Here is a 6,845-nt window from a genome sequence, read left to right as displayed (position 1 = left end):
AGCAGCTTCTCCTTCAGGCCGCCGATGGCGGTGACCCGGCCGCGCAGGGTGATCTCGCCGGTCATGGCGATGTCCTTGCGGATCGGGATGCCGGTCAGGACCGACACCATGGCCACGGTCATGGCCACGCCGGCCGACGGACCATCCTTGGGCGTCGCGCCGTCCGGCACGTGCACGTGGATGTCCGTCTTCTCGAACGCCGGCGGCTTGACGCCGATGCTGAGCGAACGGGCCCGGACGTAGGAGGCGGCGGCGGAGATGGACTCCTTCATCACTTCCTTGAGGTTGCCGGTCACGGTCATGCGGCCGCGGCCCGGCATCTTGATGGCCTCGATCGTCAGGATCTCGCCGCCGAACTCGGTCCAGGCCAGGCCGGTGACGATGCCGACCTGATCCTCTTCGTCCGTCTCGCCGTAGCGGAACTTACGAACCCCCGCGAACTCGGCCAGCTTGGCCTCGTCTATGGTGATCGAGAGGGTCTTGTTCTTGGACATCTCGCGCACCGACTTGCGCGCCAGACCACCCAGAGCGCGTTCCAGCGACCGAACGCCGGCTTCCCGCGTGTAGTAGCGGATCAGGTTGCGGATCTGCTCGTCCGGGACGATGCCGTCACCTTGGGCAGGACGTGCCGTTTGGCGATCTCGACCTTCTCGTCCTCGGTGTAGCCGCTGACCCGGATGATCTCCATCCGGTCCATCAGGGGCTGGGGCATGTTCAGGCTGTTGGCCGTGGTCACGAACATGACGTTGGACAGGTCGTAGTCGACCTCGAGATAGTGGTCGCCGAACGCATTGTTCTGCGCCGGATCCAGCACCTCCAGCAGGGCCGAGGACGGGTCGCCGCGCCAGTCGGCGCCCAGCTTGTCGATCTCGTCCAGCAGGATGAAGGCGTTGGTCGTCTTCACCTTCCTCATCGACTGGATGATCTTGCCCGGCATGGAGCCGATGTAGGTCCGGCGGTGGCCGCGGACCCAGCGACATGCGGATGTATTCCCGGCCGGTGGCCTTGGCGATCGACTTGGCCAGCGAGGTCTTGCCGACGCCCGGAGGGCCGACGAGGCACAGGATAGGGCCCTTCAGGCTGTTGGTGCGCGACTGCACCGCCAGATACTCGATGATCCGTTCCTTGACCTTCTCGAGGCCGTAGTGGTCCTCCTCAAGGATGGCCTCGGCCTTGTCCAGGTCGATGGGCTTCGACTTGGCCTTGCCCCACGGAATCGACAGCAGCCAGTCGAGGTAGTTCCGGACCACCGTCGATTCCGCCGACATCGGCGACATATTGCGCAGTTTCTTGACCTCGGCCTCGGCCTTGGTGCGGGCTTCCTTGGACAGGCGCGTCTTAGATAATATTCGCGCTGGGTCTTCTCCATCTGGCGCTTCACGCGCGAGCGGATCTTCTTCTCGACCTGCAGGACGGAGATCTCGCCCTCCATCAGGCCGTAGACCTTCTCCAGGCGCGATGGCACGGCGATGGTTTCCAGCAGCCCCTGCTTGTCGGCGATCTTGACCGACAGGTGGGCGGCGACGCTGTCCGCCAGCTTGGACGGGTCGGTGATCTGGGGGATGGAGCTGAGGGCCTCGGGCGGGACCTTCTTGTTCAGCTTCACATAGTTTTCGAACTGCTCGATCACCGCGCGCAGCAGGGCTTCCGACTGGGCGGGCTCGCCCGGATCGTCAGCGATCTCGACGGCCTCGGCCTCGAAATACTCKGTGCGGTCGGTGAATTTGGTCAGGYGCGCGCGGCTCTTGCCCTCGACCAGCACCTTGACGGTSCCGTCGGGCAGTTTGAGCAGCTGCAGGACAGTGGCCAGAACGCCGATCGGATAGATGGCGTCGGCGGACCCTTCATGATCTCGTCGAGCGCCTTGACCGACTTCTCGCGCCCCACGAACAGCGGCACGACCATATGCGGAAAGACGACGATGTCTCTCAGCGGCAAGACGGGCAGGGTTTTTGTCTCGGACATTGATGCGTACTTTCTACGGGGTCCTCGTTGATCTCGGACCCGCCGCGTCGTCGTTGGAAGCGCCTGTGCCCCGCGGTTTCGACTCGGCCCGCCAACTGGCGGCCTTCGATTGAGTATGTGGTTCTGCGCACGCCGGGTTCAAGCGTCGCCGGTGCGGGTGGCCGGTTTCCATCCACAAGCGCTCAAGCTGCATGCGTGAGCGCTCGCGACGGAAAGATGTCGCGAAAATCATGCGCTTGACGCAAGGAGGCGGCCGAAACTCGCCTTTAAGGGCGTGTGGCGCAGAGGCATCAGCGGGCGCGCCGCGCAACTCCCGGCCAGCTTGGCCGTTGGGATTGGGCAATCCGGGAGGAACCCAATCATGCGAACACTGATCATCTGCGCCGCCGGCGCCCTGGCGCTGGCCGCCTGTCAGAAGCCGGCCGAGGACACCGCCGAAGCCCCCGCCGCGGCCGACGCTGCGATCGAGGCCACCGCCACTGACGCGACGGGGGATTCTGCGTCCGCCTCGTCCGCCGGGACCACGTCGTCAGGGTCCGGGTCCCGCTCCACATCGGGCTCGGCCACAGCGGCCGGCGCCGCGCCGGCCGACACGACCGGATCGGCTCCAGGCAACGACGGCATGATGTCCGGCCCCAGCCCGGCCGTCCGCGACGCGGCCAAGGAGAAGGCTGAGGAAACCAATCTGCATCCCGCCAACTAGGGCCGGGCTTCAGGCAAGGAAAAAGGGCGGGCCCATCGCTGGACCCGCCCTCATTTCATTCCGATCCTCGGATCAGGCGGCGCTGTCGGGCGCGGCGGTCTTCTTGGACTTGGTCTCCGAGTAGATCAGCAGCGGCTGGGCCTTGCCCTCGATGACCTCGGCATTGACGACGACTTCCTCGACGCCCTCGAAGGTGGGCAGTTCGAACATCGTCTCCAGCAGGATGCCTTCCAGAATGGAACGCAGGCCGCGGGCGCCGGTCTTGCGGGTGATGGCCTTCTTGGCCACCGCCGTCAGGGCGTCGTCGGTGAACGTCAGATCGACATTCTCCATCTCAAACAGGCGCTTGTACTGTTTGACCAAGGCGTTCTTCGGCTCGGTCAGGATGGTGACCAGCGCTGTCTCGTCCAGGTCTTCCAGCGTCGCCAGAACGGGCAGACGGCCGATGAACTCGGGCGCATCAGATCGTCCGGCTCGACGCCCTTGAGGATGTCGCCCGTGCGGCGTTCGTCGATTTCCTTGACCTTGGCGCCGAAGCCGATCGAGGCCCCGTCGCCGCGCGCCGCGATTACCTTCTCAAGGCCGGCGAAGGCGCCGCCCACGATGAACAGGATGTTGGCGGTGTCGACCTGCAGGAACTCCTGCTGAGGATGCTTGCGGCCGCCCTGAGGGGGGACGGAGGCGACGGTGCCTTCCATGATCTTAAGCAGGGCCTGCTGCACACCCTCGCCCGAGACGTCGCGGGTGATCGAGGGGTTGTCCGACTTGCGCGAAATCTTGTCGATTTCATCGATGTAGACGATGCCGCGCTGGGCCCGTTCGACATTGTAGTCGGACGACTGCAGCAGCTTCAGGATGATGTTCTCGACGTCTTCACCGCGTCGGCCATGGTGAAGGGCACGTCGATGATGCGCGCCAGCGTCTGGGCAAGCAGCGTCTTGCCCGAGCCGGTCGGCCCGATCAGCATGATGTTCGACTTGGCCAGTTCGACGTCGTTGTTCTTCGTCGCGTGGTTCAGGCGCTTGTAGTGGTTGTGGACCGCCACCGAGAGCACCTTCTTGGCGTGGCTCTGGCCGATCACATAGTCGTCAAGAACCTCACGGATTTCCTTGGGCGAAGGAACGCCGTCCTTGGCCTTGGAGAACGAGATTTTGTGCTCTTCACGGATGATRTCCATGCASAGYTCGACGCATTCATCGCAGATGAACACGGTCGACCTCGTGCTGGCTCTTCCCGCAGAAAGAGCAGTAGAGCGTGCTTTTGGCGTCTGTGCCGGCGGCTTTGGTCATCGAGCCTTCTCACTCCCGCGGTTCGCCCCGATATGAGACGAAACGCGCTTCCTTCGCGTTGATTCCCGAACACTGGGCGCAAAGGTCTTCAAAAATTGACAATCACCCATACGGACGCCGGCCACAACCCCGACCAAGCGTGGCCGGAGCGTGAAACGGACGGTTCACTGTTGAGGGAAATCGCGGCGAATGTCTGACATGGGAAACCCCACACTGGTTCGCCAGTCTCCTCGCAAGGATCAGGCCATCGTGGCCTTCGATTTCGACGGAACACTGACAATTCGCGACAGCTTCACCCAATTCCTGCGGTGGCGGGCGGGCGCCGGGGGCTGGTTCCTGGGCCTGACGCGCATGGCGCCGGATCTGGCGGCCTATGCCGGCGACCGCGATCGCGGTCGGCTGAAGGCGGCCTCGGTGCGGGAATTTCTCAAGGGCGTGCCCCGCAGCCAGCTGGAAGCGGATGCGGAGGCCTTCGCCGGTCAGGTCTGGCCCGGCTTCATGCGCTATGACGCCCTCGCCTGCTGGAAGGACTGGGGCGCAAGGGGCGCATTTCGCGTCATCGTGACGGCATCGCCGGAAACGACCGTCGCGCCGTTCGCGCAGAGACTGCAGGCCGACGCCCTGCTCGGCACGCCGCTGGTGTTCGACGCCGACAACCGCGTCACCGGCGCCTTCGCCGGCCCCAACTGCCGGGGCGAGGAAAAGGTGCGTCGGCTAAGGGAGGCTTTCGGACCCGATGTGAAGCTGGCCGCCGCCTACGGCGACACATCCGGCGACACCGAGATGCTGGCCATCGCCGCAGAACCGGGATTCCGGGTCTTCAAGGAACGGTCCTGACGGTCAGCGACCGTCGGCGTCGACCTCGAACACGACGGCCTTGCCGCGCGACGTCGGGTTCCACCCCGCCTCGATCGAGGCCGTCACGGCGTTGCGGATGCTGTCGAGATTGATCCGCTGCGTCTCCATGTCCGGCCGGCCGTTCGGCCGCATCGGCATGGGAAACTGGATCACCGCCTCGCGCTGGAAATCCTTCAGGCGCAGGCTCACGGCCATCCCGTCCCACTTGCCGCCGGCCAGCGGCCGGGGCTGGCGCCGGATCGCCCATTCGTAGATCTCGCCGTCGACCTCAACGGTCCCGCTGGTTTCGCGCGTGATGTCCATGGTCGCCTGATAGCACAAAAGAAAAAGGGCGCACCGGTCACGGCGCGCCCTTCCCTCATTCCCTGCGGCGCCCGGTCAGACCGTCTTGACGCCGTCGCCCTCGGCCTGCTCACGGCGGTCGTAGACGTGGTCGACGATGCCCCAGGCCTTGGCTTCCTCGGCGCTCATGAAGTGGTCGCGGTCGAGGGTCTTCTCGACTTCCTCATAGGTCCGGCCGGTGTGGTGGACATAGATCTCGTTCAGGCGGCGCTTGGTGTAGCGGATGTCCTCGGCGTGGCGCTCGACGTCCGAGGCCTGACCGCGGAAGCCGCCCGAGGGCTGGTGCACCATGATCCGCCGGCCGAGGCGGCCATGCCCATGCACACCGTCGAAACCGGCGAGCGGATGTATTGCATGGTGTCGTAGATCGCGAGCGCCGAGGTCACCTGACCGCCGGGGCTGTTGATGTACATGCTGATTTCCTTCTTCGGGTTCTCCGATTCCAGGAACAGCAGCTGGGCGCAGATCAGCGACGCCATGCCATCCTCGAAAGGCCCGGTCAGGAAGATGATCCGCTCGCGCAGCAGACGCGAGAAGATGTCGAAGGCCCGCTCGCCCCGGCTGGACTGCTCCACCACCATGGGGACGAGGTTCATGTTTATCATTTCGATCGGATCGCGCATTCAGGCCTTCTCGGGATGCTTCTGGACGCGACTCGGTGATCGCCGTCCTGTTGGACAGGATATCGTCTTGCCAGAGCGTTGACGCAAGGCGGGAGCGTTCAACCGCCCGAGGCGGCTCAGCCGCCGTCATCCTCGGCGGCAGACGCGCGCCGCAGGCTGCGCATCAGATAATAGCTCTGGTCGCTGTTCCGGATCCGCTCCGATGGACCGCTGTAGAGTCCCCGCAGATAGGCGCGGTCCCAGCCGGTCAGACCAGGATATCCCGCCGGATCATCGAACAGGTTCAGGATGGTGGCGTACCCTGCGGTGTCGGCGTCGGGATCGACCTGGGCGAGGGAGATCATCGCGATATAGTCGGCCAGTTGCGGCAGCATCAGGCCTGAGACCTGATCGATGTCCACGACGATGACCACCCTTCGGAGATCGTCGCGCACCCACCGACCCTTGTTCACCAGCCCCTCGCCGCGGACAAAGGGTGCCGCAGGATCGCCGGGAAGGCGGATGCCGGGATCGCCGGTCTCCGCATTGATGGGCAGGCTGACGTGCCACCAGCGAACAGGCTTGTCGGTCGCCTCGAACGCCTCCAGCGCAAGATTGCCGCGATCAAGCCCGCCCACGCCGATGCGGAAAAGCCGCCGCTGATTCTCGACCATGCCGGCGCTCATGGCCCGGGCGTCTCCGGAGAAGACGACCAGTATGTTGGGACGGCATCCCGGATCCCCGGGACGCAGGCCATGATCCATCGCCAGCGCCGAGACCCGGTCCGCGAAAGCCTGGGCCGTTTCAGGGCGGAGGTTCATCACCCCGACGCAGACGCCGCCTCTCCAGCGCGCCAGCCCGCGACGGCGCGGCGGCGCGGACACCTCATCGACGAACTCGCGGGTCAGTTCCTCGAGCCGCCGTCCCTCGACGAGGACGTCTTCCAGAGCGACCGGTTCCTGGGTTTCGGCAGGCGATGCCTGCGGTTCCTGCGGGGCCCCCTGCGTCAGAACCAGCGCAGCCATCAGAGCGACAATCGACATCGCAGCCCTCCCTCGCGGCCTCCCGCCGCGCCCGGTTTGGTAG

Annotated in this window: 4 protein-coding genes and 4 pseudogenes; 2 read left to right on the top strand and 6 right to left on the bottom strand. The window is 65.2% G+C overall.

What is annotated here, in order from left to right; translation table 11 throughout:
- Both lon and ASD25_RS33070 read right to left on the bottom strand, forming a co-directional pair.
- Positions 1–1,340, bottom strand: a pseudogene (lon, locus tag ASD25_RS05255) (endopeptidase La); the annotation flags it as partial.
- A 146-nt stretch (positions 1,341–1,486) separates the two neighbouring features.
- A pseudogene (locus ASD25_RS33070) lies at positions 1,487–1,905 on the bottom strand (LON peptidase substrate-binding domain-containing protein); the annotation flags it as partial.
- Positions 1,906–2,326: 421 nt separating this feature from the next.
- Here ASD25_RS33070 and ASD25_RS31180 point away from each other — a divergent pair.
- Positions 2,327–2,668: a hypothetical protein gene (locus ASD25_RS31180; protein WP_056615184.1), complete on the top strand. Its 342-nt coding sequence runs from the start codon at positions 2,327–2,329 to the stop codon at positions 2,666–2,668.
- Positions 2,669–2,740: 72 nt separating this feature from the next.
- Here the strand turns inward: ASD25_RS31180 and clpX are convergent.
- A pseudogene (gene clpX, locus ASD25_RS05245) lies at positions 2,741–3,957 on the bottom strand (ATP-dependent Clp protease ATP-binding subunit ClpX).
- 189 nt (positions 3,958–4,146) lie between these two features.
- On the opposite strand from clpX, the gene ASD25_RS05240 reads away from it, so the two are divergent.
- Positions 4,147–4,794: an HAD-IB family hydrolase gene (locus tag ASD25_RS05240; protein ID WP_056615181.1), complete on the top strand. Its 648-nt coding sequence runs from the start codon at positions 4,147–4,149 to the stop codon at positions 4,792–4,794.
- Positions 4,795–4,797: 3 nt separating this feature from the next.
- Here ASD25_RS05240 and ASD25_RS05235 read toward each other — a convergent pair whose 3' ends face one another.
- The 3 genes and pseudogenes from ASD25_RS05235 to ASD25_RS05225 all read right to left on the bottom strand — a co-directional run bounded on the left by ASD25_RS05235 (position 4,798) and on the right by ASD25_RS05225 (position 6,802).
- Positions 4,798–5,118, bottom strand: a complete 321-nt coding sequence (locus ASD25_RS05235; RefSeq protein WP_056615209.1) for a hypothetical protein — start codon at positions 5,116–5,118, stop codon at positions 4,798–4,800.
- A gap of 75 nt (positions 5,119–5,193) precedes the next feature.
- A pseudogene (locus tag ASD25_RS05230) lies at positions 5,194–5,780 on the bottom strand (ATP-dependent Clp protease proteolytic subunit).
- A 116-nt stretch (positions 5,781–5,896) separates the two neighbouring features.
- Positions 5,897–6,802 (bottom strand): hypothetical protein, encoded by a 906-nt coding sequence (locus tag ASD25_RS05225; RefSeq protein ID WP_056615179.1) that lies wholly within the window; start codon positions 6,800–6,802, stop codon positions 5,897–5,899.
- Positions 6,803–6,845: the final 43 nt, after the last annotated feature.

The sequence above is a fragment of the Brevundimonas sp. Root1423 genome (genome assembly GCF_001426805.1).
The sequence above is the reverse complement of the archived record's forward strand: the minus strand, read 5'-3'. Positions and strand labels throughout refer to the sequence as shown.

Coding starts and splice junctions, on each gene's coding strand:
- ASD25_RS05235 (WP_056615209.1), bottom strand. CDS start 5,118: ATGGACATCACGCGCGAAACCAGCGGGACCGTTGAGGTCGACGGCGAG.
- ASD25_RS05225 (WP_056615179.1), bottom strand. CDS start 6,802: ATGTCGATTGTCGCTCTGATGGCTGCGCTGGTTCTGACGCAGGGGGCC.
- ASD25_RS05240 (WP_056615181.1), top strand. CDS start 4,147: ATGTCTGACATGGGAAACCCCACACTGGTTCGCCAGTCTCCTCGCAAG.
- ASD25_RS31180 (WP_056615184.1), top strand. CDS start 2,327: ATGCGAACACTGATCATCTGCGCCGCCGGCGCCCTGGCGCTGGCCGCC.